The sequence below is a fragment of the Litorivita sp. NS0012-18 genome (assembly GCF_040371945.1).
Classification (GTDB): domain Bacteria; phylum Pseudomonadota; class Alphaproteobacteria; order Rhodobacterales; family Rhodobacteraceae; genus Litorivita.
The window spans coordinates 1671633-1695907 of record NZ_BAABWS010000001.1 but is presented as its reverse complement, the minus strand read 5'-3'; the positions used below and the strand labels follow the sequence as shown (position 1 = coordinate 1695907).

At 60.1% G+C, this 24275-nt stretch carries 21 protein-coding genes, 1 pseudogene and 1 riboswitch; of the genes and pseudogenes, 9 read left to right on the top strand and 13 right to left on the bottom strand.

The window, feature by feature from the left end; all coding sequences use genetic code 11:
* Window positions 1-339: 339 nt before the first annotated feature.
* The 3 genes from mutT to ABWV64_RS08135 are packed head-to-tail and all read right to left on the bottom strand — an operon-like array spanning window position 340 to window position 2841.
* Window positions 340-738 (bottom strand): 8-oxo-dGTP diphosphatase MutT, encoded by a 399-nt coding sequence (gene mutT / locus ABWV64_RS08145; protein WP_353343896.1) that lies wholly within the window; start codon window positions 736-738, stop codon window positions 340-342.
* Window positions 735-1961, bottom strand: coding sequence for a bifunctional glutamate N-acetyltransferase/amino-acid acetyltransferase ArgJ (gene argJ, locus ABWV64_RS08140; RefSeq protein ID WP_353343894.1), 1227 nt, complete (start codon window positions 1959-1961; stop codon window positions 735-737). Before argJ ends, mutT begins: the two co-directional genes overlap by 4 nt.
* A gap of 1 nt (window position 1962) precedes the next feature.
* Window positions 1963-2841 carry a peptidylprolyl isomerase gene (locus ABWV64_RS08135; RefSeq protein WP_353343892.1) on the bottom strand — a complete coding sequence of 293 codons (879 nt, stop codon included), beginning with the start codon at window positions 2839-2841 and terminating at the stop codon, window positions 1963-1965.
* Between the two features lie 177 nt (window positions 2842-3018).
* Between ABWV64_RS08135 and secA the strand changes: the two genes are divergently transcribed.
* Window positions 3019-5727: a preprotein translocase subunit SecA gene (gene secA / locus ABWV64_RS08130; protein ID WP_353343890.1), complete on the top strand. Its 2709-nt coding sequence runs from the start codon at window positions 3019-3021 to the stop codon at window positions 5725-5727.
* An 89-nt stretch (window positions 5728-5816) separates the two neighbouring features.
* On the opposite strand, the pseudogene ABWV64_RS08125 reads toward secA, so the two are convergent.
* Window positions 5817-6230: pseudogene (locus tag ABWV64_RS08125) on the bottom strand (DDE-type integrase/transposase/recombinase); the annotation flags it as partial.
* A gap of 233 nt (window positions 6231-6463) precedes the next feature.
* Here ABWV64_RS08125 and ABWV64_RS08120 point away from each other — a divergent pair.
* Window positions 6464-7492: a hypothetical protein gene (locus tag ABWV64_RS08120; RefSeq protein WP_353343886.1), complete on the top strand. Its 1029-nt coding sequence runs from the start codon at window positions 6464-6466 to the stop codon at window positions 7490-7492.
* A 73-nt stretch (window positions 7493-7565) separates the two neighbouring features.
* On the opposite strand, the gene ABWV64_RS08115 is transcribed toward ABWV64_RS08120, so the two are convergent.
* The 4 genes from ABWV64_RS08115 to ABWV64_RS08100 form a co-directional block, all read right to left on the bottom strand.
* The gene (locus ABWV64_RS08115; protein WP_353343884.1) at window positions 7566-8741 is read right to left on the bottom strand and encodes an acetyl-CoA C-acyltransferase family protein; all 1176 of its coding nucleotides are present in this window, start codon (window positions 8739-8741) and stop codon (window positions 7566-7568) included.
* Between the two features lie 153 nt (window positions 8742-8894).
* Window positions 8895-9626 (bottom strand): metallophosphoesterase family protein, encoded by a 732-nt coding sequence (locus ABWV64_RS08110; protein WP_353343882.1) that lies wholly within the window; start codon window positions 9624-9626, stop codon window positions 8895-8897.
* An 87-nt stretch (window positions 9627-9713) separates the two neighbouring features.
* Complete coding sequence (serA, locus tag ABWV64_RS08105; protein ID WP_353343880.1) at window positions 9714-11306, bottom strand: phosphoglycerate dehydrogenase; 1593 nt, start codon at window positions 11304-11306, stop codon at window positions 9714-9716.
* Window positions 11307-11394: 88 nt separating this feature from the next.
* Window positions 11395-12537 (bottom strand): phosphoserine transaminase, encoded by a 1143-nt coding sequence (locus ABWV64_RS08100; protein WP_353343878.1) that lies wholly within the window; start codon window positions 12535-12537, stop codon window positions 11395-11397.
* 203 nt (window positions 12538-12740) lie between these two features.
* Here ABWV64_RS08100 and serB point away from each other — a divergent pair, with 203 nt between their 5' ends.
* Entirely contained in the window at window positions 12741-13619 is an 879-nt protein-coding gene (gene serB, locus ABWV64_RS08095) for a phosphoserine phosphatase SerB (protein ID WP_353343876.1), read from the top strand.
* A 90-nt stretch (window positions 13620-13709) separates the two neighbouring features.
* Here serB and ABWV64_RS08090 read toward each other — a convergent pair whose 3' ends face one another.
* A complete protein-coding gene (locus tag ABWV64_RS08090; protein WP_353343874.1) occupies window positions 13710-14159 on the bottom strand; it encodes a 6,7-dimethyl-8-ribityllumazine synthase in 450 nt (149 codons plus the stop codon).
* 77 nt (window positions 14160-14236) lie between these two features.
* Window positions 14237-14381: riboswitch (FMN riboswitch) on the bottom strand.
* Between the two features lie 120 nt (window positions 14382-14501).
* Window positions 14502-15533, bottom strand: a complete 1032-nt coding sequence (locus tag ABWV64_RS08085; RefSeq protein WP_353343872.1) for an asparaginase — start codon at window positions 15531-15533, stop codon at window positions 14502-14504.
* A gap of 175 nt (window positions 15534-15708) precedes the next feature.
* Here ABWV64_RS08085 and ABWV64_RS08080 point away from each other — a divergent pair, with 175 nt between their 5' ends.
* A complete protein-coding gene (locus ABWV64_RS08080; RefSeq protein WP_353343870.1) occupies window positions 15709-16245 on the top strand; it encodes an invasion associated locus B family protein in 537 nt (178 codons plus the stop codon).
* A 128-nt stretch (window positions 16246-16373) separates the two neighbouring features.
* The gene (rlmN, locus tag ABWV64_RS08075; RefSeq protein WP_353343868.1) at window positions 16374-17555 is read left to right on the top strand and encodes a dual-specificity RNA methyltransferase RlmN; all 1182 of its coding nucleotides are present in this window, start codon (window positions 16374-16376) and stop codon (window positions 17553-17555) included.
* A gap of 47 nt (window positions 17556-17602) precedes the next feature.
* On the opposite strand, the gene ABWV64_RS08070 is transcribed toward rlmN, so the two are convergent.
* Window positions 17603-18451 (bottom strand): LOG family protein, encoded by an 849-nt coding sequence (locus ABWV64_RS08070; protein WP_353343866.1) that lies wholly within the window; start codon window positions 18449-18451, stop codon window positions 17603-17605.
* A 166-nt stretch (window positions 18452-18617) separates the two neighbouring features.
* Between ABWV64_RS08070 and dapD the strand changes: the two genes are divergently transcribed.
* The gene (gene dapD, locus ABWV64_RS08065) at window positions 18618-19445 is read left to right on the top strand and encodes a 2,3,4,5-tetrahydropyridine-2,6-dicarboxylate N-succinyltransferase (protein WP_353343864.1); all 828 of its coding nucleotides are present in this window, start codon (window positions 18618-18620) and stop codon (window positions 19443-19445) included.
* Window positions 19446-19513: 68 nt separating this feature from the next.
* Here the strand turns inward: dapD and ABWV64_RS08060 are convergent, their stop codons facing one another.
* Window positions 19514-20080 (bottom strand): AAA family ATPase, encoded by a 567-nt coding sequence (locus tag ABWV64_RS08060; RefSeq protein WP_353343862.1) that lies wholly within the window; start codon window positions 20078-20080, stop codon window positions 19514-19516.
* A complete protein-coding gene (locus ABWV64_RS08055; RefSeq protein ID WP_353343860.1) occupies window positions 20023-20424 on the bottom strand; it encodes a rhodanese-like domain-containing protein in 402 nt (133 codons plus the stop codon). The genes ABWV64_RS08060 and ABWV64_RS08055 overlap by 58 nt, the downstream gene beginning before the upstream one ends.
* 66 nt (window positions 20425-20490) lie before the next feature.
* On the opposite strand from ABWV64_RS08055, the gene ABWV64_RS08050 reads away from it, so the two are divergent.
* From ABWV64_RS08050 to nirD, 3 genes are all read left to right on the top strand, one after another.
* The gene (locus ABWV64_RS08050) at window positions 20491-20859 is read left to right on the top strand and encodes a DUF8846 family protein (RefSeq protein ID WP_353343858.1); all 369 of its coding nucleotides are present in this window, start codon (window positions 20491-20493) and stop codon (window positions 20857-20859) included.
* Window positions 20860-21296: 437 nt separating this feature from the next.
* Window positions 21297-23753, top strand: a complete 2457-nt coding sequence (gene nirB, locus ABWV64_RS08045) for a nitrite reductase large subunit NirB (protein WP_353343856.1) — start codon at window positions 21297-21299, stop codon at window positions 23751-23753.
* Window positions 23754-23755: 2 nt separating this feature from the next.
* Window positions 23756-24082 (top strand): nitrite reductase small subunit NirD, encoded by a 327-nt coding sequence (gene nirD, locus ABWV64_RS08040; protein ID WP_502902640.1) that lies wholly within the window; start codon window positions 23756-23758, stop codon window positions 24080-24082.
* Window positions 24083-24275 lie beyond the last annotated feature (193 nt).

Here is a 24275-nt window from a genome sequence, read left to right as displayed (position 1 = left end):
CGAATTAGGCGGCGTCCGAGACAGGTTTACCGGTAAAAGTCTTATCACCAACACGAACTTCGACTTTTCCGTTCGGAAGCGAGCGGACAAAAGTCCCTTGGACAGAGATATAGCTGCCCATAACAATAGTGCGTAGCATTTCGAGTCTCCCCAGTTACGAAATGTAGTGTCCATCGGTTGAGTTAAATTGTTCCTAACTCTACGTCATGGTTAATTGTTACAAATTTACGAAACAATATGAAGTAGAATATTCGTCATATATGCGGAAATATTGTGCAAATTCCCATTGACGGGCAAAATTTCTGTCTGATTTTCTTGCAAATGGAAACAGTGGGTAAATTATAGCCAATCCCGCAAGATGGGAATCAACGGCACATCCGCGGGCGGCATCGGGTAATCGCGTAGATTTTTTGGCGACACCCATTTGAGGGTCTGGCCTTCTTTCGGGCGCGCAATACCCTCCCATTTGCGGCAAGCAAAGAGCGGCATCAACAAATGGAAGCTGTCGTAGCTATGCGAGGCGAAGGTCAGAGGAGCGAGGCAGGAGTTCCACGTCTGGATGCCCAGCTCCTCATCAAGTTCGCGGACCAAAGCCTCCTCGGGTGTCTCGCCCTCCTCGACCTTGCCACCTGGAAACTCCCACAGACCGGCCATGCTTTTGCCTTCAGGGCGTTGGGCGAGCAAAACCCGTCCATCCGCATCGATCAGCGCAACGGCAGAGACCAGTAGAACCGTCATGAGCGATAATCGGCGTTGATGTCGATATATCCGTGCGTCAGGTCGCAGGTCCAAATGGTGGCCGTTCCGGTGCCGAGGCCGATATCAACGCCAATGCGGATTTCCTCACCCCTCATGTGGGCTGCGGCATCGGCTTCTTTGTAGTCAGGGTGCACCCAACCGTTCTCGGCGACGCGCACCTCGCCAAAAGTGATCCCGAGCAGATCGCGGTCGGCAGCGGCGCCGGATTTGCCGATGGCCATGACGATGCGGCCCCAATTGGGGTCTTCGCCTGCGATGGCGGTTTTGACCAAGGGAGAGTTTGCGATTGCCAAAGCATGCCTGCGCGCATCGGCATCTGTTGCGGCGCTGCGCACGGTGATTTCGACGAACTTCGTGGCGCCTTCCCCATCGCGGATCACCTGATGGGCGAGATCGAGCATCACATCATGCAGGGCGGCGGCAAACTCCTGATCGTCCGTGACATCTACGCCCGATGCTCCCGTCGCGCAGGCGATCAATGTATCAGAGGTCGATGTGTCGCTGTCCACGGTGATGCAATTGAATGTGCTGTCGGTGTGGGCCGAGACCAGAGATTGAAAGGCGCCTTGGTCGACCTTTGCGTCGGTGAAGAGATAGACCAGCATCGTCGCCATATCCGGCGCGATCATACCCGATCCTTTGGCAATGCCCGCGATTTTCACGGCTTTGCCGCCGATCTGGACCTCGGCGCTTGCACCTTTGGGGAAGGTGTCTGTGGTCATGATCGCGCGGGCGGCGGGTTCGATGGCGCTGACGTCCAAACCGTCTTTCAATTCCGCAATCTTTGCGGTGATGCGCGCGTCGGGCAATACCTCGCCGATGACGCCGGTCGAGGATGAGAACACGCGCGCCTCAGGTAGGTCCATCATATCGGCAACCGCAGTGGTCACGGCCTTGGCGGCCTTGCGGCCATTGCTGCCGGTAAAGGCATTGGCATTGCCCGAATTGACAATAATGGCCGCACCGGCGTCATTGTTGCCGCCGATTTTTTCTTGGCAATCGAGAACCGCCGCAGAGCGGGTCGCCGAGCGGGTGAACGTGCCCGCAATCGCCGTTCCGGGGATCAATTCGGCCAGCATCACATCGGTGCGCCCTTGGTAACGCACGCCGGCTTGCGCCGTTGCGAAACGCACGCCGCCAATTTGCGGAAGCTGCGGGAAGCGTGCGGGTGCCAGTGGCGATTGCTTGGTGATTTTTGCCATCTTATTGCTCCATGAAATCCGCGCGCGACAGGACCGAAGGATCAATTTCGGTTTCTGCACTGCGGTCGATGTCGGCCTCGCTGGTGAGGTCCTGAATGCGGCCTTCGACCACTTTCTGGCGGATCATGTCCTCAAGCTCTGCGCGCACTTCTTCAAGGCTCGGCGCATCTGCGAACCGCTTTTGGTTCAACTTGATCACATGCCAGCCGAACTGTGTTTGCACGGGTCCGGAGATATCGCCTTCGCTTAGCTCCTTGACCGCATCCTCGAAGGGTTTGACCATCATGCCCGCGCCAAACCAGTTGAGCGCGCCGCCGTTCGGGCCCGAGGGGCCGGTGGATTTTTCTTTTGCAAGGGCGGCGAAATCTGCGCCGCTGTTGAGCTCTTCGATCAAGGCCTGCGCCGCCTCCTCGGTTTCAACGAGGATATGCGACGCGTTGTATTCGGGCGCCGGATCGGCATTGCCGTAAGTCTCTTCATAGGCGGCTTTGACGTCGGCTTCGGTTGCCGCGCCTGCCAAAAGCCGGTCGATCACTTCAGAGGCCAGAAGCGAGCGCTTTTGATTAAGCAAAACGATGCCGATATAGGCGGGCTCGGGTCCGTCAAAGGATTGCGACAGGACGGTTTGTTGCACCAGCTGGTCCAGAATTCCGGAGAAGAGCACCTCATCGGGCAATTGCTTGTATTGCTCGGGCAGGTTGGAGCGCGCAATCGCCATCTGGCCAAGGGTGATGGTCTCGCCATTGACTGTGGCCACAACGGTTGCGGGGTTTAGGTCTTCGGCGCGGCTTGGTGCGGCCCACGCCAGCGCCACCGCAAGGGTCGAGGCCGCGACTGCGGACAAAAGGCTGCGGGGGGCAAGACTGAGGGTTCGGTGCATCGTTTGGTCCTTCAAGAGAGGCGGCAAGGCCGCGCGGCGTTGACACGGGTTTAGCGGGCCCTTACATCGCCTTGTGAACAAGGCCAAGAGCACACTTTGCACTGTTGTAGGGTGGGGCGCGAAACGGGGCAAGCACCCATAGGCCACAATGTCGTCAACGACCGGAACGGATAGAGAATGCTGGGACTCGGAACAATCGCCAAAAAGGTTTTCGGCACGCCGAATGACCGTAAAATCAAGGCGACGCGCCCGATTGTAGAGAAGATCAATGCGCTCGAGCCCGAGTTTGAAAAACTCACCGATGAAGAGATCATCGCCAAGACCCGCGAGTTGTCGGACCGTGCGAAAGGCGGCGAGATCCTTGATGCATTGTTGCCCGAAGCCTTTGCGAATTGCCGCGAAGCGGCGCGGCGCGCCTTGGGTCTGCGGGCCTTTGACACACAGTTGATGGGCGGCATTTTTCTGCACCAAGGTAACATTGCCGAGATGAAGACCGGCGAGGGCAAAACCCTCGTGGCGACCTTTCCGTCCTATTTGAACGCGCTGACCGGCAAGGGCGTTCATATCGTGACGGTCAACGATTACCTCGCCAAGCGCGACGCCGAATGGATGAGCAAAGTTTACGGCGCCTTGGGGTTGACCACCGGCGTGGTCTATCCCGGACAGCCCGAGCATGAGAAGCAAGAGGCCTACGGCGCCGATGTGACCTATGCGACCAACAACGAGCTTGGTTTTGACTACCTGCGCGACAACATGAAATCGGAACTGTCGCAGATGTTCCAACGCGGGCATAATTTCGCGGTGGTCGATGAGGTCGATAGCATCTTGATCGACGAGGCGCGCACGCCGCTGATCATCTCCGGCCCCTCCGAGGATCGCTCCGAGCTTTATCAAACCATCAACACCGTGATCCCCGAATTGACGGATGACCACTATTCGATTGATGAAAAAACCCGCTCGGTGACCTATACCGAGGAGGGCAACGACTTCCTCGAAAACCTGCTCTTGTCGCGCGAGTTGCTCGAAGAGGGCACCACGCTCTATGACGCTGAAAACACCACTGTGGTGCACCACGTCAACCAAGCGCTGCGCGCGCATAAATTGTTCACGCGGGACAAGGATTACATCGTGCGCGGTGAAGAGGTCGTATTGATCGACGAATTCACCGGCCGGATGATGCCCGGGCGGCGGTTGTCCGAAGGATTGCACCAAGCGATCGAGGCCAAAGAGGGCGTCGCGATCCAGCCCGAAAATACCACGCTCGCGCAGGTGACATTCCAAAACTATTTCCGCCTCTACGACACCTTGTCGGGCATGACCGGCACAGCGACCACCGAGGCCGAGGAATTTTCCGAGATTTACGGTCTGGGCGTGGTCGAAGTGCCGACCAACCGTCCGATCCAGCGTGTCGATGAAGACGACGCCGTTTACCGCACCGCACGCGAGAAATACGCCGCCATCGTCGAGACGATCAAAGAGGCCACGGCCAAGGGGCAGCCGATTTTGGTCGGCACCACCTCCATCGAGAAATCCGAAGCGCTGTCGCAGATGCTGGAAACAGCAGGGATCAAGCATGACGTTTTGAACGCGCGCCAGCACGAGCGCGAGGCGCAGATTGTTGCCGATGCGGGCAAATTCGGCGCGGTGACGATTGCGACCAATATGGCGGGCCGCGGGACCGATATCCAACTTGGTGGCAACGTCGAGATGAAGGTGCTTGAGGCGCTGGAGGCCGATCCTGAGGCGCATCCCGACCAGATCCGCGCGCGGATCGAGGCCGAGCACGCCGATGATAAGCAAAAGGTTCTGGACGCGGGCGGGCTTTTCGTGCTGGCCACCGAGCGCCACGAGAGCCGCCGGATCGACAACCAGTTGCGCGGCCGTTCGGGCCGTCAAGGCGATCCGGGCCGTTCGTCCTTTTATCTCTCGCTCGAAGACGATCTGATGCGGATTTTCGGCTCCGAACGTTTGGAAAAGGTGCTCTCGTCGCTGGGCATGAAAGAGGGTGAGGCGATCGTGCACCCTTGGGTGAACAAATCCCTCGAGCGCGCGCAGGCCAAGGTCGAAGGGCGCAACTTTGACATCCGCAAGCAGCTTTTGAAATTCGATGACGTGATGAACGAGCAGCGTAAAGTGATCTTTGCGCAGCGCCGCGAAATCATGGAAGCCGAAGACCTGTCGGAAATCGCCGAGGATATGCGCGAGCAGGTCATCGACGATATGGTCGAAGAGTTCATGCCGCCGAAAACCTACGCCGACCAGTGGAACACCGAAGGGCTTTATGCCGCTGTGATCGAGCGGCTGAACCTTGATCTGCCGGTGATCGAATGGGCCGCCGAAGAGGGCGTGGACGACGAAGAAATCGCCGAACGCCTCGAGAAGGCCACGGCCGAGCAAATGGCCGCCAAGGCCGAGAAATTCGGCCCCGAAAACATGCGGATGATCGAGAAGCAGATTTTGCTGCAAACGATTGACGGCAAATGGCGCGAGCATCTTTTGACGCTTGAACATCTGCGTTCGGTGGTGAACTTCCGCGCTTATGCGCAGCGCGATCCGCTGAACGAATACAAGAACGAAGCCTTCCAACTCTTCGAGATGATGCTCGACAGTCTGCGCGAAGACGTCACCCAGCGGTTGGCGCGTGTGGAGCCGATGAGCGAAGAGCAGCAGCAACAGATGCTGGCGCAGATCGCCGAGCAGCAGGCACAGCTTCAAGCCGCCGCTGATGGTGCGCAGGCCGCCACCGGCGGGGCCGCGCCCGAGAGCGCAGCACCCGAGGGCTTCGACGAGAATGACCGCGCCACTTGGGGCAATCCTGGGCGCAATGATCCGTGTCCTTGCGGGTCGGGCAACAAATTCAAACATTGCCACGGCAAGCTCGCCTAAGCCGTCTTTCGCCAAGACTAGACCGTCCTGATCTTGCGCTGTCGTATTAATTGACGACGGCCGCATGGATAACAGTGTTGTATGCGGGGTTATGCGGTGGCGGGGTCGAACAGTGCGTCGATGAACGCGATCTCTCCCGCGACTCCTAGCTGTTTGTGATACATGTGATCGGGTTTGATCGTTCGTATCGTCTCAAGCCCGCTTAGGGTCGGCTTGGCTGATCGCAAGGATAGAAAGCTTTGACTGGGTCCAAGGATCCGTTTCATGGCCGCGTGACCGCTGTTGATAAGGTTGTTGCGCCACGTCTTGTCGATATGCCGGATGCTCGCAAAATGTGGGTCATACCCGCAATTAATCTCGCGGACGTCGATCATTTGAGCGTTTGCATCGACAGCCCTCCAAAGATTGCGCCATTCACCGCCCGACGGTCGCTGCATGCAGCGATGAGAGGGGGCGCCGACGCGGATGTGGGCCTCATCGACATGCCAGTCGACGCTCGCTCGGTGATCTGCGCGGCACGCTCAACCTCAAAAACCGCGACTTCCCTAAGAACGGCGATTAACGCAGCAGTCCCTCTGATCTTACTATTCGGGATGGGTTGCATGCTAACGACCCGCGTGCAATCCGTGTGCCGCCTGCCTTAACAATGCCTGAATGACTCCCCCCGCGCGCCACAAGCGCGTCTCTTTTTGCGCCAATACTTGGTCTCGACAAGAGTGGGCTCGTGGAGGGCGATATGATCAACGTGAAACGCTATGTAATGGCCGGAGGCACCTTTGCCGCCGCATTGGGCATCGGCTTTGTGATGCAAAACGGAAGCGCGCAGGCGCCCGCCGGTGTTCCGCAGGTCGTCGCGCAATCCTTGGTTCCCAAAGGTCCCGCGCCGCAATCCCAAGCGCTTGAAATCGAAGGGATTACGCATACTGCGGCCTTGGTGCCCAAACCCGTTACGCAGACCCCCGCGATCAAAGCGACGACCGCGCAGGACAAGATGGCCTTGCCGGACATGCCGGAATTGCGGCACGCAACATTGCGCGATACGCCCGTCGGCGCCTTGCCCCAAGACGAGCCAGCGCCCAGCTTTGGCTGCGAGGTCACAATGACCGCAGAGCCTACAGCCGCAGCGATGGTTGACCTGACGCTGGACGCGCCATGCCTTGGAAATGCGCGCCTGACGATCCACCACAGCGGCTTGATGTTCACGCAGGTGACGTCAGAGGACGGCAAACTGTCGATCACGGTTCCGGCCTTGGCGGAGGATGCGGTCTTTATCGCGGCCTTTGCCAGCGGCGAGGGCGCCGTGGCCAATACGGAAGTCTCCTCCTTGGCCTTCTATGATCGCGTGGCGGTGCAGTGGAAGGGCGACAGCGGCTTGCAAATCCATGCCCGCGAATATGACGCCGACTATGGCGGCGAAGGACATGTATGGGCCGAGCGCGCCCGCGATATGGCGGCGGCGGCACGCGGGATCGGCGGGTTTATCACGCCGCTTGGCGATCACAGCGCGGCAGAGCCGTCCTTGGCCGAAGTCTATACCTTCCCCACCGGCACGGCGACGCTTGAGGGCGAAGTGGCGCTCAGCGTCGAAGCCGAGGTCACAACAGCGAATTGCGGCCGCGAGGTCGACGCGCAGACAATGCAAACCGGCGGCGGTCGCCCGCTCAAGGTGCATGATCTGACGCTGCAGATGCCCGCTTGCGATGCGGTTGGCGATTTTCTGGTCTTGCGCAGCCTGCTCAACGATCTGACCGTCGCACGCAACTGATTACAGCCTGTTTCAACAAAAAACGCGCGGTCCCGAGCGGGCCGCGCGTTTTGCGTTTGTGCGGGTATGGGGGTTAGAGACGCTCGATCGCCAATGCGATGCCTTGACCGCCGCCGATGCACATGGTGATCAAGGCCTTGCTGCCGCCGATCCGCTCCAATTCATAGAGCGCTTTGACGGTGATGATTGCGCCCGTGGCCCCGACGGGATGGCCAAGAGCGATTGCGCCGCCGTTCGGGTTGACCTTGGCCGGATCAAGGCCAAGGCCCTTGTTCACCGCCAAAGCCTGCGCGGCGAAGGCTTCGTTGCTTTCGATCACGTCGAAATCGGAAATGCTCATGCCCGTGCGTTTCAAAAGGCTTTCGACCGCTGGGATCGGCCCGATGCCCATGACCTCGGGGCGCACGCCGGAATGGGCGTAACCGATGATGCGCGCGAGCGGCTTGAGGCCTGCCTTTTCGGCCGCCTCTGCACGCGCGAGAACCAACGCCGCCGCGCCGTCATTGAGGCCCGAGGCATTGCCCGCCGTGACGCTGCCGTCTTTTTTGAAGGCGGGGCGTAGGCCTGCGAGAGCCTCGGCAGAGGTCGCTTTGGGGTGCTCGTCCACCTCAAAGGCCACCATCTCGCGTTTGACCTTTACCTCGACGGGGGTGATTTGCTCTTTGAAATATCCCGCCTCGATCGCCGCTGCGGCGCGCTTTTGGCTTTCCAAGGCAAAGGCGTCCTGCGCTTCGCGGCTGATGTCATGTTCGTCCGAGACGTTTTCGGCGGTTACGCCCATATGGCCGCTGCCAAAGGGGCAATTCAGCGTGCCGAGCAGCATATCCAAGGTGCGAATGTCGCCCATTTTCGCGCCCCAGCGTTGATCCGGCACGATATAAGGCGCGCGGCTCATGCTTTCGGCGCCGCCCGCAAGGCCGAAGTCCGCATCGCCCATGAACAAAGACTGATAGACCGACACAATCGCTTGTGCGCCCGATCCGCACAGGCGGTTCACATTCATCGCCGGAACCGTGTCGGGGATACCGGCCTCGATGGCGGACACGCGGCTGACATACATGTCGCGCGGTTCGGTGTTGATGACGTTGCCATAGACCACATGACCGATCTGTGCGCCCTCAACGCCCGCGCGCTCCAATGCGGCGCGCGCGACGGTCGCGCCGAGTGTCGTGGTCGGCGTTCCGGCAAGTGCGCCGCCGAATGTGCCGATCGCGGTGCGCGCGCCGGACAGAATGACGATATCTGACATGGGTGGTCCTCCATTTTTCCCGTTCGCGCGCATTATGCGTGGCTTCTTTCGGGCTGTCACAAAAACCTGCCGTCATGACCCGCGTGGGCGCGGCGTGGTTCCGTCGCATTGATCGGGGCGCGATAACGCGATCTGGCCAGACTAGTGCCGATATTACGGGCGCAGCGCCACGCGGCCGGCTTTCTCCAAGAGCCAGCATTCGCGCCCCTCAAACACGGCGGGGACAAGCGGTCGTCCGTAAGCCGCGCCGCCATCCAGATCGATGCGATTGCCGAAATGGCGCGCCCGCTGAAGCGCGGTATGGCCGTGCACGACCAGCCAAGGGTGCGCACCCTCATGGCTTAGAAACGGCTCGCGTATCCACACAAGGTCGTTTTCAACCTGCTGTTCGAGCGGCACGTCAGGCGCGATCCCTGCGTGCACGAACAATAGATCATCCACCACATGATGGGTTTTGAGCCGCGACAGAAACTCAACATGCGCCGAGGGCACCGCAGCAAGGGCGCTTTGATGCACCTCGCCATAGCGGCGCGCTTCGCTCACTTCGATGCCGTAAGAGGCCAAAGTGGTCGCGCCGCCGATCCGGTCGTGAAACCAGTGCAGCCCGACCATCCAGTGCGGATCCCAGCGTGGAACCGGCTCCAGAAACCATTGCATCATCCGGTCATGGTTGCCCTTTAGAAAGGTCCAATCGCGTCCGGCCTGCTGACCGGCAATGAGCCGGTCCAACACGCCGCGACAATCGGGGCCGCGGTCGATGTAATCGCCAAGAAAAACCACCGCCGCATCGGCCCCGCCGTCGGCCTCGATAAGGGCCAAAGCGTGATCCAGTTGATCAAGGTGACCGTGGATGTCGGGGATGACGTAGATCGGGCGCGTGGTCATATGTTTATCCTCAAAGCAAGCGATCCAAATGAAAACGCCGCCCCCGTCGCAAAACGGGCGCGGCGCAGTCATTGCAATGTTAGAGCCTTACGCGTCGAAAGACAGGGGCTTGATTTGCTTGAACAGGCTCGTGCTCTTGAGCGCTTCGACCACTTTGGGGTCGATCACGCCATCGACATAGAGCAAAGCAATCGCTTCGCCGCCGGTTTTGGCGCGGCCGAGGGTAAAGTTCGCGATATTGACCTGATGCTCGCCCAAAATGCGGCCCAAGGCACCGATGATGCCCGGCACATCGTCATTGGTGGTGTAGAGCATGTGCTCGCCCACTTCGGCGTCGATGTTGATGCCCTTGATCTGGATGAAGCGCGGTTTGCCATCCGAGAAGACCGTGCCCGCGATCGAACGCGCGCGTTTCGCGGTTTTGATGTCGACTTTGATATACCCGTCGAACACGCCTGCGGCGTCTTGGGTGGTTTTCGAGATTTGCACACCGCGCTCTTTGGCGATGACGGGAGCCGAGACCATGTTCACATCGGGGTTCGACGCTTGCATGATGCCCGCAATCGCCGCGCATTCGAGCGCCGAGAGGTTCATTTCGGAGGCGACGCCATCATAGGTGATGTTGACCTCTTCAATCGGCTCGTCTGTCAATTGCCCGATAAAGGCGCCCAGATGTTCGGCCAATTTGACCCACGGGCCCATGACTTTGGCTTCTTCGGCGGTGATCGACGGGGTGTTGAGCGCGTTGGACACGGCGCCTGTCAGCAGGTAGTCGGCCATTTGCTCGGCCACTTGCAGGGCCACGTTCTCTTGGGCTTCGGTGGTTGCCGCGCCAAGGTGCGGGGTGCAGACCACGTTGGGCAAACCAAAGAGTGGGTTCTCGGTTGCGGGCTCTTCGGAGAAGACGTCGAAACCGGCACCAGCTACATGACCGGATTTGATCAGCTCGGCCAAGGCCGCCTCATCCACCAAACCGCCGCGGGCACAGTTGATGATGCGCACGCCTTTTTTGGTTTTGGCGAGGTTTTCGGCCGACAGGATGTTGCGGGTGCCATCGGTGAGCGGCACGTGCAGCGTGATGAAATCGGCGCGTTTGAGCAGCTCTTCAAGCTCGACCTTTTCGACGCCCATTTTGTCGGCTTTCTCTTCGCCAAGATAGGGATCAAATGCCACGACTTTCATTTTCAGGCCGCGCGCGCGGTCGCAGACGATACCGCCGATGTTGCCCGCGCCGATGACGCCAAGGGTTTTGCCGGTCAATTCGACACCCATGAATTTGGACTTTTCCCATTTGCCCGCATGGGTCGAGGCGGAGGCCTCGGGGATTTGACGTGCCACGGCGAACATCATCGCAATCGCGTGTTCGGCGGTGGTGATCATGTTGCCAAACGGCGTGTTCATGACGATCACGCCTTTTTTCGACGCGGCCTCTTTGTCGACGTTGTCGGTGCCGATGCCGGCGCGGCCGATGACTTTGAGGTTGTCGGCCTTTTCGATCAAAGCGGCGGTGGCTTTGGTTGCCGAGCGGATGGCAAGGCCGTCATATTTGCCGATCACTTCGGCAAGCTTTTCTTTGTCTTTGCCCAGCTTGGGTTCGAAATCCACCTCGATGCCGCGGTCGCGGAAAATCTGGACGGCGGCTTCGGAGAGGCTGTCGGAGATGAGAACTTTGGGTGCCATGGTGTCAGGCTCCTGTTTTATGCGCAGCGCGCGAAATAAGGGGAGGAGCGGCGCGCCGTAGCGCACCGCGATCAGTCTCTAATCCAGCTTAAAGCGCTGCGATTTCAGTCTCGAATGCATATTCGAGCCACGGCAGCATCGCCTCGATATCCGAGGTTTCGACCGTGCCGCCGCACCAGATGCGCAGACCCGCAGGGGCATCGCGGTAGGCACCGATATCCAGCGCCGCGCCTTCGTTTTCCATGCGCTTGGCAACCGCTTTGGCAAAGGCCGCGCCATCGGTGATGCGATCATCGGTGAATTTGAGGCACACGGATGTGTTCGACGCCGTCGCCGGATCATTGGCCAGATTGGCAATCCACGGTTTGGCGGCGCAAAAATCATGGATCGCTTGCGCGTTGGCATCGGCGCGGGCGATCAGGCCCTTGAGGCCGCCCACGGATTTCGCCCATTCGAGCGCCTGAAGGTAGTCCTCGACGGCCAGCATCGACGGCGTGTTGATGGTCTCGCCGCGGAAGATGCCGTCGATCAATTTGCCGCCCTTGGTCAGGCGGAAGATTTTCGGCAAGGGCCATGCGGGGGTGTAGGATTCGAGTCGCTCCACAGCGCGGGGGCTGAGAATGATCATGCCGTGCGCTGCTTCGCCGCCCAGAACCTTTTGCCAAGAGAAGGTGGTCACGTCGAGCTTGTCCCAAGGCAGATCCATCGCAAAGGCTGCCGATGTGGCGTCGCAGATGGTCAGACCTTCGCGGCTCGCAGGGATCGCATCGCCGTTCGGGACGCGCACGCCCGAGGTGGTGCCGTTCCATGTAAACACAACGTCGGTGTCGAAATCGAGCGAGGCCAGATCAACGATATCGCCGTAATCGGCGGTTTTCACCTCGGCGTCGATTTTCAACTGCTTGACCACATCGGTGACCCAGCCGGAGCCGAAGCTTTCCCATGCGACCATCGTGGCTTTGCGGGCGCCCAAAAGCGACCACATGGCCATTTCCATCGCGCCGGTGTCCGACGCAGGCACAATGCCGATGTGGTAATCGGCGGGCACGCCCAGAATTTCGCGGGTGTTTTCGATCGCGTCTTTCAGCTTGGCTTTGCCAATGGCTGCGCGGTGCGAACGGCCCAAGGCAGCGTCCGACAAGCGATCCAATGTAAATACGGGGGGTTTGGCACAGGGGCCGGACGAAAAACGCGGGTTTGCCGGCCGCGTGGCCGGTGCTTCGATAGCCATTGCTGGTATCCTTCCAGATAAATGCCTCTCGTTGGGGAGAGGTGTCCCGCCGCCGGACATATGCGCGAATGGACGATCCGGCAATATCCAAAGTGACGCAGATTGAAGATAAGGCGTCGTATTGCGCCCTCTGGCCTTGAGCAGCGTGGCGCGGTATGAGGCGGCCAAAGCGGCCCGAACCGCGCGAAAACCGGAGATTTGCCATGTATATCGCGACACTTGTGACCAATCCTGCCGCGCCTGCGCTTGACCGTACGATGGTCGAAACGCTGCGCAACGCATGGGGCGGAGGCGATGCGATTTGGCTCGCGGTCGGCGAGGCGGCCGAGTTTGCAATGCAAGCTGTGCCCGCGAATCAGTGGGACGTTTGGGCCGATCTGCAAGCCGTTGGCGTGGATTTGATCGTGCAGCCTGCGAAGGGCCGCGCGAAGAAAATGTTGCTGGCCGATATGGACAGCACGATGATCGAGCAAGAGTGCATTGATGAATTGGCCGATGTTGCGGGCGTCGGCGATCATGTCAAAGCGATCACCGCCAAGGCGATGAACGGCGAGTTGGATTTCGAAGGGGCGCTGACCGAACGGGTCGCCTTGCTCAAAGACCTGCCCGAAAGCGTCATTAACGAGGTGATCGAGACCCGCATCACCTTCATGCCGGGGGGCAAGGCTTTGCTTGCAACGATGAAGGCGAGCGGCGCCTACTGCGCCTTGGTGTCGGGGGGCTTTACCGCCTTTACGGGCCATGTGGCGCAAACGCTGGGCTTTGACGAAAACCGTGCCAATCGATTGATCGTCGAGGGCGGCACATTGACGGGCACGGTGGGCCTGCCGATCCTTGGCCGCGAGGCAAAGGTGCAGGCGCTCAAAGAGATTTCCGCGCGGCTGGGAATTGGCCATGACGATGTGATGGCGGTGGGCGACGGGGCCAATGATCTGGGCATGCTCGGGATTGCGGGTAGCGGCGTCGCCTTGCACGCCAAACCCTCGGTGGCCGCCGAATGCGACATCCGCATCAACCACGGGGATTTGACGGCGCTCTTGTATATCCAAGGCTACGCCAAGAGTGAATTTGCGGGTCTATAGGCCCAAATAGAGACTGTTTTGGCGGGCAGTTTGAGCGCGCAATAAAACGCGCCCTACCTGACACAGGCGGGCGCGTTTTCCGGTTTGGTCTTAGGCTGCGGCGCTGGGCGCGGCGATTTTCGCGCGGGCCTCGCCGATCATCAACGCGGCGCGCGCGGCCTCGCGACCCTTCTCGACGAAATGCGCGGTGTAGATCGCTTTGTGGTGCTCGGTTTCCTGAAAATGATGGGGGGTGAGCGAGACTGACAGGACGGGCACGCCGCTGTCCATCGAGGCGCGCATCAAGCCGTCGACCACGGCAGAGGCGACGAAATCATGGCGATAAATCCCGCCATCCACGACCAATGCAGCGGCCGCCACGGCAGCGTATTTTCCGGTATCGGCCAGATCGCGCGCCAAAAGCGGCATCTCGAATGCGCCAGGCACATCGAAGACATCGATTTGCGCCATGGGGATCACTTCGGCAAATCCGGCCAAGGCCTGATCGACGATATCGGCATGCCAGTTGGCTTTGATAAATGCGTAGCGGGTGTGTGTCATTTGCGTTTCCTCTCTTAGCGTTACACATCACCCAGAGCGAAAGACGACCGTTGAGGCGCCCGCAAAGGCGCGCCAAATGTCGTTCTCTTCCATCCGGACTATGACCGTCGGCTCTGGAGTTGCACCAGATCTGCTGACCCTTCGCATCTGCGAAGGCGCTCGCGGGCTTACGCTTGCGCGCTTACCGCCGGTGGGGAATTTCACCCCGCCCTGAGAACAGCATTAATCTGGCAAGACGCGGCGGATTTGGCAAGAGGAACGCGGGGTCGGATTGCTGATCGGGGCGCACAACGGGTGTGCGCGGGTCCGACATCCGTCCGACATTTGCCCGAAATCTGTGGCCTAAAGCAGCGCCGCCGCAGGGCGCAAAATACCCGTTTCGATCCCGCGCCAGTTTCGGATCGGAGCGTTCATCCGCTTGAGCGTGGCGGGGTGGTTTGCCTCCAATACGCCGAGTTTGACGAGGATCGCGGCAATGGCGCATTCGGCGCCGCGGGTCGATCCGTCGACCACCTTGAGCGCGACACCCAAACCCTTATCGGGAATGATGGCGACGTAGTAGGCTTCGGCGCCGGTTTTGACCGCCACGCGGCCCTCCATCGCGCGCATAAGCTCGGTGCAGGCGCGACCTTCGCCTGCAACCAATTCGGGATAGGCGCATATTGCATCGCGCAGGCGTGCAGCGGCGTTTTGCCGTGTGTTAGAGCCTGTTTTTGCCCCTGCAAAAAACCCCATGGCGCGGGCCATACCGTGGACCGTGGTGGCATGATTGGGGGCCGAGCAGCCGTCGATCGCATATCCGTAGCTGTCCGCGCCGGTGAGGTCTTCGAAGGCCTCAAGCGCGGCTTTTTGCACCGGATGGTCGGCTTCGACATATTCGGATCCGCCGCCCAGATGGGCATTGAGGGTCAAGAATCCTGCGTGTTTGCCCGAACAGTTGTTGTGGAGCTGGCAGGCGCTTTCGCCCGCGCGGATCAACCGTTCGGCCTCATCCGTATCGGCAGCCGGTTGCACGCCGCAGCGCAGATCGCTTTCCGATTTGCCAAGATGGTCGAGCCAATCGGCAACGCGGCTGGTATGGATCGCGGCGCCTTGATGCGAGGCGCAGGCAAGCGCAAGATGTGCGGGCGTCAATCCGGCGGCCTCAGCGGCGCCGCTTTCAATGAGCGGCAAGCCTTGCAACATCTTCGACGAGGAGCGCGGCAACACCACCGCAAGCGGATCGCCCCATGCCATAACAATCTCGCCCTTGGTGTCACACACCGCCCCATGCCCTAGATGCACGCTTTCCAAAAACGGACCGCGCCAGATTTCGGCAAATGGAACCGGCGCACCGGTTTGTGCGGGTGTATCGGGGGTGTGGGACGCTGTCATGATCCTGCTCCTGCTCACATCTGTGCGAAAATCCGCCAATTGGCCTTTCGTATGTGGCGGATTTCAGTCTAATATAGCAATGTCGAGAAGAAATCGTCAGGACGCCCGCAAAAAAGCCAATTCAAGGCCGGGTGCAAATGGCATTGAGGTAAGAGACAGCTGGAGGCTGCAAGACATGGTATCACGTATCGCAACGGGTTTGATGCGCGTTGGGTTTTTGGCTGCGGCGATGGCGGCAAGCCCCGCCTTGGCACAACAAGCAAGCACAAACCAAGTGGCGGCGAAGACCGCATGGAGCGTTTTCGAAGACGCCAACCCCAAAGAATGCTGGGCCGTTTCGGCCCCGACCGAAACCGTCAATACCAAAGACGGCCGCGTTGTTGCGGTGACGCGCAGCGAGATTTTGCTGATGACCTTCTATCGTCCGGGTGCGGGCGTGGACGGGCAGGTGACATTCACCGGCGGCTATCCCTTTGCCAGCGGATCAACGGTCAACATGAACATCGGTGGGACGCAGTTTGAATTGTTCACCGAAGGCGAATGGGCGTGGCCTGCCTCTTCTTCGGACGATAGCAAGATCATCGCCGCGATGAAGCGCGGCGCAACGGCGGTTTTGACCGGCCGTTCGGGACGCGGCACGCAAACCCGCGACGAGTTTTCCTTGTCCGGTTATACCGCAGCCTTGGAAGAGGCCGAAAAGCGCTGCAAGTAAGCGCGCGGCCTTAGGGCCGATCACATTTCGCGCCCTGCGGCCCCACTGAAACGGGCGGCGGGGCGTTTTCTTTGGCAAAACCCTTGCGAATCCTGTAAGGCCGCAGAAATCCCAAAAGGAACAGACCCATGACGGCCACGGCTCCGATCACTCAAGACGTTCATACGATCCCGCGCAAATTGCCCGAGGGTCCGGTGAACCTTGTCGGTATGACCCGCGATGCGATGCGCGCGGCCTTGATCGAGGCGGGCGTGGTGGAAAAGCAGGCCAAGATGCGGGTCGGGCAAATCTGGCAATGGATTTACCAATGGGGCGTGCGTGATTTTGCGGCGATGACCAACCTGTCCAAGGCTCTGCGCGCCGATCTGGCCGAGCGCTTTGTGATCGAGATCCCCGAAGTGGTGTCGAAACAGGTTTCTGACGACGGGACGCGCAAATATCTGGTGCGGATCGCGGGCGGTCATGAAGTCGAAGTGGTCTATATCCCCGAGGAAGATCGCGGCACCCTATGTGTGTCGAGCCAAGTCGGCTGCACTTTGACCTGTTCCTTCTGTCATACGGGCACGCAAAAACTGGTGCGGAACCTGACCGCAGGCGAGATCGTCGGTCAGGTGATGATGGCGCGCGATGATTTGAATGAATGGCCCGAACCGGGCACGCGCAATGTCGAAGAGGAAAAGCGCCTTTTGTCCAACATCGTTTTGATGGGCATGGGCGAGCCATTGTATAATTTCGAGAATGTGCGCGACGCGATGAATATCGTGATGGATCCCGAGGGCATTTGCCTGTCGCGGCGGCGCATCACCTTGTCCACCTCCGGCGTGGTGCCCGAAATTGCCCGCACGGCGCAAGAAATCGGGTGCCTCTTGGCGGTGTCCTTTCATGCCACCACCGACGAGGTGCGCGACACGTTGGTGCCGATTAACAAACGCTGGAATATCGAAACGCTTCTGGAGGCGCTGCGCGCCTATCCCAAAGTGTCTAATTCCGAGCGGATCACCTTTGAATATGTGATGCTCGACGGGGTGAACGACAGCGATGAGGACGCGCGCCGTTTGGTCAAGCTGATCGAAGGTATTCCGGCCAAGATCAACCTCATTCCCTTCAACGAATGGCCTGGAGCGCCCTATAAGCGCAGCTCGAACAACCGCATCCGCGCCTTTGCCGATATCGTTCATAAGGCGGGGTATTCGAGCCCCGTGCGCCGCCCGCGCGGCGAAGATATCATGGCCGCCTGCGGGCAGTTGAAATCGGCCACCGAGCGGGCGCGCAAGAGCCGCAAACAGATCGAAGCCGACGCGGGGCTATAGGCGGCTGCGGGCCGAAAACAGTCTCTGTTTCGGCCCGATCGCGCGGTTTACCGACCGGGGATTTCGCCGCGTTTTTCGCCTTTGCCTTCCCAGTTGTCGATCGCATCCATGGCCTCTTCGGCGGTTTCGACAAAGCGAAACAGCGCCAGATCGTCGCGCGCGATGGTGCCTGCCTCGGCCAAGGCTTCCCAATTGATGATGCCCTCCCAAAAGCTGCGGCCAAAGAGCAAAAACGGCACACGTTTCATGCGGCCGGTCTGGATCAGGGTCAGCGCTTCGAACATCTCGTCGAGGGTGCCAAAGCCCCCCGGAAAGACGCAAACCGCCTCGGCACGCATCAAGAAATGCATCTTGCGAATGGCGAAATAGTGGAAGTTAAAGCACAATCCGGGGGTGACATATTCATTCGGCGCCTGCTCGTGCGGCAGCACGATATTGAGGCCGATGGAATGCCCGCCCGCATCGATGGCGCCGCGGTTGCCGGCCTCCATCACACCCGGACCGCCGCCGGTGGCGATGACATGTTCGCGCCCGCCGGTGGCGTTGGAGCGTTCGGTCATCATCTGCGCGAAGCGCCGCGCCTCGGTGTAAAAGGCCGACAGCTTGCCCAAGGTTTCGGTTTTCGCCGCGCCCTTGTTTTCGGGCGCCGGTATGCGCGCCCCGCCGAACAGGACGATGGTGCTGTCGATCTCGGCTTCGTCGAGGGCCAATTGCGGTTTCAAAAGTTCCAGTTGCAGCCGCACAGGGCGCAATTCATCGCGGCACAAGAAGTCGTCATCGGCAAAGGCAAGCCGGTAGGAGGGCGCGCGGGTCTGGGGCGTGTCGGGCACTTCGCGCGCGGTGGAAATATCGGTGTGGGCATCGCGAAAGGCGCTATGTCGGGTATCGTCGGTCATCTGCTCTCTCTTCGGCGGTTTGGGCCGTTTTGCTGTCTATGTTGCCCCAAGAGGTATCGCGTCCGAGGCAGCTTTGCCAGACGCCAATGCGGTTGAGGAATTGCGCCTCTTGGCGCTTGGCTCTATAGCCGTTGCGAATGAAATCGAGATGAAACGGAGACGCCCCATGTCCAACGCACAATTGGAAACTGCCATCGAAGCCGCGTGGGACGCGCGCGACACGATCACATCCGCCACCACGGGCGAGACCCGCGAGGCGATCGAAGAGACACTGGCCGCGCTCGACAGCGGCAAGCTGCGGGTTGCGGAGAAGCAATCCGATGGCGCATGGCATGTGAACCAATGGGCCAAAAAGGCCGTTCTGCTCGGCTTTCGCATCAAGGATATGGAAGAGCAATCGGGCGGCCCGCAAGGCTCCGGCTGGTGGGATAAGGTCGACAGCAAATTCAAAGGTTGGGGCGAGGCCGAATGGAAGACCGCAGGGTTCCGCGCCGTTCCCAATTGCGTTGTGCGCAAATCGGCCTTTATCGCGCCGGGTGTGGTGCTCATGCCGTCTTTTGTGAACCTCGGCGCCTATGTTGACGAAGGCACGATGGTCGACACTTGGGCCACTGTCGGCTCCTGTGCCCAGATCGGCAAGAACGTGCACCTGTCGGGCGGCGTTGGCATTGGCGGCGTGCTGGAGCCAATGCAGGCAGGTCCGACCATCATCGAGGACAACTGCTTTATCGGCGCGCGCTCCGAGGTGGTCGAAGGTTGCATCGTGCGCGAGGGGTCGGTCTTGGGCATGGGCGTGTTTATCGGCCAGTCGACCAAAATCCTCGACCGCGAAACCGGCGAAGTGTTCTACGGCGAAGTGCCCGCCGGATCGGTCGTTGTGGCCGGATCGATGCCGTCGAAAAACGGCGTGCACCTTTACTGCGCCGTGATCGTAAAGCGCGTGGACGCCAAGACCCGCTCGAAAACCTCGATCAACGAGCTGCTGCGCGATTGATTTTTTCTCTGTGGTAGAGCTGTTTGAAACGCCCTTCGCATCAGCGAGGGGCGTTTTGCGTTTGCGCCTTAACCGCCCTGTGACTTGATGAAGGCATTCACCGCACGCAGACTACGAAACCTGTGGCGTGTTTTGTCGCGCGGAACGTTCTCGTGAGCCGTCTGCATCATCTCGAAATACTGTTTGCGGGAGGTCCATACCCATTTCAAAAATGACATGTCGAAGCTTTCGGGGCAATTGGCGGGCATGTCAGCGCGGCTTCGACCTTTGTGACGTATCGTGCGTTTACAAATCCGCCAAAGCCGCGCCCAAACCGGAATATCGATCCATATCAAGGTGTCACAACGCGCGATCCGTTCGCGCCAAGTTGGCGAATTTCCCCCTTCGATGATCCAAGCATCTTGCGCGTGAGCCTCACGGCAGAGCTTGTCGCGTTCTTCGGCGTCGCGCTCGATCCAGCCCTCTTTCCAGTGGAACTGATCGATATGCACGACGGGCAGGTCTAGAGCCGCTCCGAGCCGGCGCGCGAGGGTGGATTTGCCCGCCCCGGGTTGCCCGATAATCATGACACGCTGCATCAGGTATTGGTCTTTTTCACCGGCCTCTTGCCCACCGCGCCGCCCGCTGCTTTCCATCCGGAAAACCCGTCGCTGATGTGGCTGACGTTGGTCAATCCCATCTCTTGGGCCGCGCGCGCGGACAGGGCGGAGCGCCAGCCCGAGGCGCAGTAGAACACAAAATGATCGCCGCTTTGGAATTGCGGTTTGGCGTAGGGGCTTTCGGGGTCGATCCAGAATTCGAGCATCCCGCGCGGGCAATGAAATGCGCCCGGGATCATGCCTTCGCGGTCCAATTCGCGCGGATCGCGCAGATCGACAAAGGTCACGCCATCCGCCCCGTGCCTCGCCATCACCTCGGCGGCGGGGGCGTGGGTGACGAGGGCGTTGGCCTCGGCCACCATATCCTTGATCCGTTTCACTGCGCCCGCCCCTCCTTGACTTCGCGGCCTCGCTCGCGCACCAAGCGGCAAGCGGAGGATCCCGATATGGTCGACGAAAAACCCAAAAAGCGCAATCGCCAACAGGTTTACACTTTGCTGGTCGAAATTGGCCGCAAGGAGGGCGATGGGTTGCCCAAGGGCGCGGCGGGCGCGGCGTTGATGATCTATGCGTCGGGCATCGACGAGGCGGAGGCCGTGCGCGAAACGGTTGCGATCCTCAAACAGGCCGATACCGCGCCGCTCGACGTGACCGGATACGGCACGCTCGATGAGCGGCTCGCAGAGGGGCATGACATCTCTGACGAAGAGCGCGCCCTGATGGGTCGCGCTTTGGAGGAAAACTCGGTCATCGTGGCACAGATGACCCCGTTTTTCGAGGATACGCCGCGCGGTGGATCCGCGACCGAGCATTAGAGATCACTGCCAGAGAATCGCCTGTTTGGAAGGGGTTTTGTGCGCCTCTCTGGCCTGCGCCGCCGCCTACCCCAGAGGCGATTTCGGCCATCTTGCCCGCATCTGCGCCTAAATATTAGTCACAGGCCTGCGCCCACGCTTTTCCTTATGCTGCAGTGCAACAAAGATGTTGCGATACGGCGCGGGCTTGGTAAGGCTGAAGTCAACAAGCCTGATTGGCAGATGCCAAAAGGCTCGAATGCGGCAATGGCGCGGCATATTTCCAACACTTGCTCTAGATGGGCTTTGCAGCAACGGCGCTGCGATTTCGCTGACCGCTTTCGCGGTTCGGGAGACCGTTCGTCGCGCCTGATTTTGCGCCCCATTCGTGTCTCCTTCTGATTTCGCTGCGGCGCCGGAGAGGTCCGGCTGCGCGCCCGTCCCACCGGAGACAGATAATGACCCAAGAGAAACAACGCCTTGTGATTGTCGGCAATGGTATGGCCCCTGGCCGGATGCTCGAAGAGCTGTTTGCCCTCGCCCCCGATGCCTATGACGTCACGATTTTTAATGCCGAGCCGCGCGTGAACTATGACCGGATCATGCTCTCGCCGGTGCTTTCGGGCGAGAAGAGTTTTGAAGATATCGTGATCCATGATGACGCTTGGTATGCAGATCACGGCATCACGCTCCATCGCGGCGCGAAGGTCGCGAAGATCGACCGCACGGCCAAGATCGTGACTTCCGTGGGCGGGATTTCTGCGCCTTATGACAAGCTGGTGATCGCGACGGGATCGTCACCCTTTATCATCCCCGTGCCTGGTCATGATCTGCAAGGCGTGCTGGCCTACCGCGATTTGGACGACGTGGACGGGATGCTGGGCGCCTGCGCCAAAGGCGGGCGCGCGGTGGTGATTGGCGGCGGATTGCTGGGGCTAGAGGCTGCTGCGGGGTTGAAGGCGCAGGGCATGGAGGTGACGGTTTTGCACCTGATGCCGACGCTGATGGAGCGCCAATTGGATGCGGCGGCGGGGTATTTGCTGCAACGCGAATTGGAAAGCCGCGGCATTGATGTGCGCTGCGGGGCCAATACCAAGGCGATCCATGGTGACACCTGCGTCGAGGCGGTCGAATTGGAAGACGGCACAATGATCGACGCTTCTTTGGTGGTCATGGCCGTGGGCATCCGTCCCAGCGCCGATCTGGCGAAAGAGGCAGGGCTTGAGGTCGGGCGTGGGATCGTCACTGATGCGGCTTTGCGCACGTCGGACCCTGACGTGTTTTCGGTCGGGGAATGCACCGAAGTGGACGGCCGCGTCTACGGCCTTGTCGCGCCGCTCTACACCATGGCCAAAGTTGCCGCAGAGCACCTGTCGGGCCCGTCCGAGGCCGCGTTCAAACATGCCGAAACCCCGACCAAATTGAAGGTCACGGGGATCAACCTCTATTCCGTGGGCGAGTTTGGCGACAGCGAGGGCACCGAAGACGTGGTGTTGCGCGACGCGATGCGCGGCACGTACAAGCGCGTGATTCTCAAGGATAACAAGGTGATCGGCGCGGTGCTGTATGGCGATGTGGCCGATGGCATGTGGTATAACGAGATGCTCAAATCCGGCGAGGATGTCTCGGATATCCGCGATACGCTGATCTTTGGCCAAGCCTTCCAAGGCGGCGGCGGGGCGGATCCGTTGGCCATCGTCGCAAACCTTGCAGATGACGCGGAAATCTGCGGCTGCAACGGGATTTGCAAGGGCGATATCGTCAATGCGATCACCGAAAAGGGGCTGACCTCGCTGGACGGTGTGCGCGCCCATACCAAAGCTTCGGCCTCTTGCGGGACCTGCACCGGATTGGTCGAAGATCTGATGACGCTGACGCTTGGCGATGATTTCGCGGCGGGGGCGCCTGCGGGCATGTGCGGCTGCACCACACATAGCCACGGCGATGTGCGCCGCCTGATCAAGGCCAAGGAATTGAAGTCGATCCCCGAAGTGATCCAGGAGTTGGAATGGTCAACGCCCGAGGGCTGCGCAAAATGCCGCCCTGCGCTGAACTACTATCTCATCTGCGATTGGCCCGGTGAATATGTCGATGACATGCAGTCGCGTTTCATCAACGAGCGCGTCCATGCCAACATCCAAAAAGATGGCACCTATAGCGTCGTGCCGCGCATGTTTGGCGGTCTGACCACGCCGGACGAATTGCGCGCCATTGCCGATGTGGCCGACAAATACGAAATCCCGACCGTCAAAGTGACCGGCGGGCAGCGGATCGATTTGCTCGGCGTGAAGAAAGAAGACCTGATCCCCGTTTGGGACGATCTGAACAAGGCGGGTATGATTTCGGGCGCGGCCTATGCCAAGGGTTTGCGCACGGTGAAAACCTGTGTCGGCACCGATTGGTGCCGCTTTGGCACGCAAGACAGCACCGGTTTGGGCGTCAAGCTGGAGAAGTTTTTGTGGGGCTCGTGGTCGCCTGCGAAGCTGAAGCTGGCGGTGTCGGGTTGCCCGCGCAACTGCGCCGAGAGCACCTGTAAGGACATCGGCATTGTCTGCGTCGATAGCGGCTATGAAATCCTCTATGGGGGCGCGGCGGGTTTGCATATCCAAGGCACGACCATGCTGGGCAAAGTGCCGACTGAGCAGGACGTATTGGAAACCGTTGGCGCGCTGACGCAATATTACCGCGAAACAGGTTTCTACCTCGAGCGAATTTACAAATGGGCGGACCGGATCGGATATGACCATGTGAAATCCGTGGTCTTCGACGATCTGGAGCAGCGCGCCGCCTATTATGAGCGCTTTGTTTTCTCGCAAAAATTCGCACAAATCGACCCGTGGGCCGAACGGGTGGCAGGCGCCGAGGCGCATGAATTTGCCCCCTTGGCCGATCTGACGCTGGAGGCAGCACAATGAACATGCAAGCAACCGCCGAGACCTTGAGCTGGACCCTTGTGGGGGTCGTCACCGACATTCCGCGCCAAGGCGCGCGCTGCGTCAAGCGCGGCGATATGACGGTCGCGGTGTTTCGCACCGGCGACGACCGCATCTTCGCGCTCGAAGATAAATGCCCGCATAAGAACGGACCTTTGAGCCAAGGGATCGTGCATGACGGATGCGTCACTTGCCCCCTGCACAATTGGGTGATTTCGCTGGAAACCGGCTCTGCTCAAGGCGCAGATGAAGGCCAGACCGCGAGCTTTCCCGTAAAAGTCGAGGACGGCCGCATCTATATCTCGCTCTGACAGTGCGCCGCCTCGGCACGCTGAAGCGGGGCGGTGCAGAAATCCCATCCCCCGCGCGTCGCGGCCATGTGAGGGCGGTGATATGCCCCTGTGCCTCGGGCGATCCTGCGGGCGGGTGGACCTGAACGCACGCATGATCCGGACCGCCACGCCGCGCCCAAACCCGCGGCGCGCAGCCGCGCTTTGGCGGTTT

Coding starts and splice junctions, on each gene's coding strand:
- ABWV64_RS08120 (WP_353343886.1), top strand. CDS start 6,464: ATGATCAACGTGAAACGCTATGTAATGGCCGGAGGCACCTTTGCCGCC.
- rlmN (WP_353343868.1), top strand. CDS start 16,374: ATGACGGCCACGGCTCCGATCACTCAAGACGTTCATACGATCCCGCGC.
- ABWV64_RS08080 (WP_353343870.1), top strand. CDS start 15,709: ATGGTATCACGTATCGCAACGGGTTTGATGCGCGTTGGGTTTTTGGCT.
- ABWV64_RS08070 (WP_353343866.1), bottom strand. CDS start 18,451: ATGACCGACGATACCCGACATAGCGCCTTTCGCGATGCCCACACCGAT.
- ABWV64_RS08110 (WP_353343882.1), bottom strand. CDS start 9,626: ATGACCACGCGCCCGATCTACGTCATCCCCGACATCCACGGTCACCTT.
- ABWV64_RS08050 (WP_353343858.1), top strand. CDS start 20,491: ATGGTCGACGAAAAACCCAAAAAGCGCAATCGCCAACAGGTTTACACT.
- dapD (WP_353343864.1), top strand. CDS start 18,618: ATGTCCAACGCACAATTGGAAACTGCCATCGAAGCCGCGTGGGACGCG.
- ABWV64_RS08085 (WP_353343872.1), bottom strand. CDS start 15,533: ATGACAGCGTCCCACACCCCCGATACACCCGCACAAACCGGTGCGCCG.
- nirB (WP_353343856.1), top strand. CDS start 21,297: ATGACCCAAGAGAAACAACGCCTTGTGATTGTCGGCAATGGTATGGCC.
- mutT (WP_353343896.1), bottom strand. CDS start 738: ATGACGGTTCTACTGGTCTCTGCCGTTGCGCTGATCGATGCGGATGGA.
- ABWV64_RS08100 (WP_353343878.1), bottom strand. CDS start 12,537: ATGGCTATCGAAGCACCGGCCACGCGGCCGGCAAACCCGCGTTTTTCG.
- ABWV64_RS08135 (WP_353343892.1), bottom strand. CDS start 2,841: ATGCACCGAACCCTCAGTCTTGCCCCCCGCAGCCTTTTGTCCGCAGTC.
- ABWV64_RS08060 (WP_353343862.1), bottom strand. CDS start 20,080: ATGGAAAGCAGCGGGCGGCGCGGTGGGCAAGAGGCCGGTGAAAAAGAC.
- argJ (WP_353343894.1), bottom strand. CDS start 1,961: ATGGCAAAAATCACCAAGCAATCGCCACTGGCACCCGCACGCTTCCCG.
- nirD (WP_502902640.1), top strand. CDS start 23,756: ATGCAAGCAACCGCCGAGACCTTGAGCTGGACCCTTGTGGGGGTCGTC.
- serB (WP_353343876.1), top strand. CDS start 12,741: ATGTATATCGCGACACTTGTGACCAATCCTGCCGCGCCTGCGCTTGAC.
- secA (WP_353343890.1), top strand. CDS start 3,019: ATGCTGGGACTCGGAACAATCGCCAAAAAGGTTTTCGGCACGCCGAAT.
- ABWV64_RS08090 (WP_353343874.1), bottom strand. CDS start 14,159: ATGACACACACCCGCTACGCATTTATCAAAGCCAACTGGCATGCCGAT.
- serA (WP_353343880.1), bottom strand. CDS start 11,306: ATGGCACCCAAAGTTCTCATCTCCGACAGCCTCTCCGAAGCCGCCGTC.
- ABWV64_RS08115 (WP_353343884.1), bottom strand. CDS start 8,741: ATGTCAGATATCGTCATTCTGTCCGGCGCGCGCACCGCGATCGGCACA.